This is a genomic window from Synechocystis salina LEGE 00031, assembly GCF_015207985.1.
Lineage (GTDB): Bacteria > Cyanobacteriota > Cyanobacteriia > Cyanobacteriales > Microcystaceae > Synechocystis > Synechocystis salina.
In genome coordinates, this window is the sequence record NZ_JADEVV010000110.1 from 1 (window position 1) to 1,439 (window position 1,439).

Sequence of the window (1,439 nt, forward strand, 5' to 3'; positions counted from 1 at the left end):
TACCCATGTTTTAGATGAGTTGACCAAGCTTTTTAATAAAGTTAATGAGCTAGATCGATTAAGATATTTGGTCAATTCATGGGACATATTCTGCCATTCATCTGCCTAGATTGATGGAAGAGGGATACCACCGCGATCGCCGACTTTCCCCCAAGACAATTTGGGTAATGCGATAATTTACGGCCACCTGGGCAATGGCCCCCACCACATCGTCCGATTCCTGAAGAATGAATTCCCCTTCAAACTCCTGGGTCAGGTGTTGGCAGGTTTCCACATGGAGGGCCTCCAGCTTGGAGAGAAACTGATTGGTGGGAGCCACAAACAAGACGAATAGGCGACCATTCATCTGGCTGGCAATGCGTCCCCCCCGTCGCAATAATTGAATGGAATTGGGATAGGTCGAAATACACACCAAAACCCGTTCGTGGATGGCACAGTGGTTAGTCTGCTGATCATGGCGACTATTCTCTTCAATATTGTTGGCCACTTCCCGCAAAGCCAGTTCCCTCAGGGCCACCAAATTTTGACGCTTAAAAAAGTTTTGCAAGGCTTGGTTAATTTTGTCCGGGGCATAAATTTTGCCCTCCTGCAAACGCTCCTGCAGGGTTTCCGGGGTAATGTCAATCACAATCACCTCATCGGCATCATCCAAAAGGCGATCGGGCACCCGTTCCCGCACCACTACCCCGGAAATTTTATGCACCAGGTCATTCAAGCTTTCCAGATGTTGAATATTAAGGGTGGAATACACGTCAATGCCGGCTCCTAGAATTAGCTCCACATCCTGATAACGTTTTTCCCGATCCGAACCAGGAATATTGGTATGGGCCAACTCGTCCACCAACGCCAACTGCGGCGATCGGGCCAGAATGGCTCCGGTATCGATTTCCAGCAATGATCGCCCTTGTCAAGTCATGGTTCTGAGGGGGACTTGCTCCAGCCCAATGGCTTTCCAACAGGCCAATCACCACATCAAAGCCTTCCTGCTTGAGCTGTTGTCCCTCTTCCAACATGCGATAGGTTTTGCCGACCCCCGGGGCCATGCCAATGAAAATTTTGTGTTTACCCCGCCGGGGAGGGAGGGACGCCGCTGGAGTCAGGGAACTGGATTGACCGGCATGGATCATGGTGATGGGGCAGAGGGGATTTGGAGAAAGCGGAAGGGCCTGCCTTGATCGGTTATCGAAATGCCTTTGATTTAGTAACCGAAGAGCGGTGGATAGATCCATAACCTGACTTACCCTATAAATAGCTGAATCTAAGCTCTGACTAACTATGACCCGTAGGCCCTCATCGTGGTAAACCACTAGAACAGGACTTACGCAAGATAGATGAGGTTAAGGTAGTAGGATGACTTCTTTCACTCGTTTAGATTACTGTCAGTATTTACTGAGTAGCCCAATTAACTACACCCTAACAAACCTTGCCAAGAATCTCGA

Annotated in this window: 1 pseudogene; it reads right to left on the bottom strand. The window is 49.1% G+C overall.

Annotation, left to right across the window (positions count from 1 at the left end):
* Positions 1-124: 124 nt before the first annotated feature.
* Positions 125-1,127 (bottom strand): annotated as a pseudogene (locus IQ217_RS18710) (sensor protein KdpD); the annotation flags it as partial.
* Positions 1,128-1,439 lie beyond the last annotated feature (312 nt).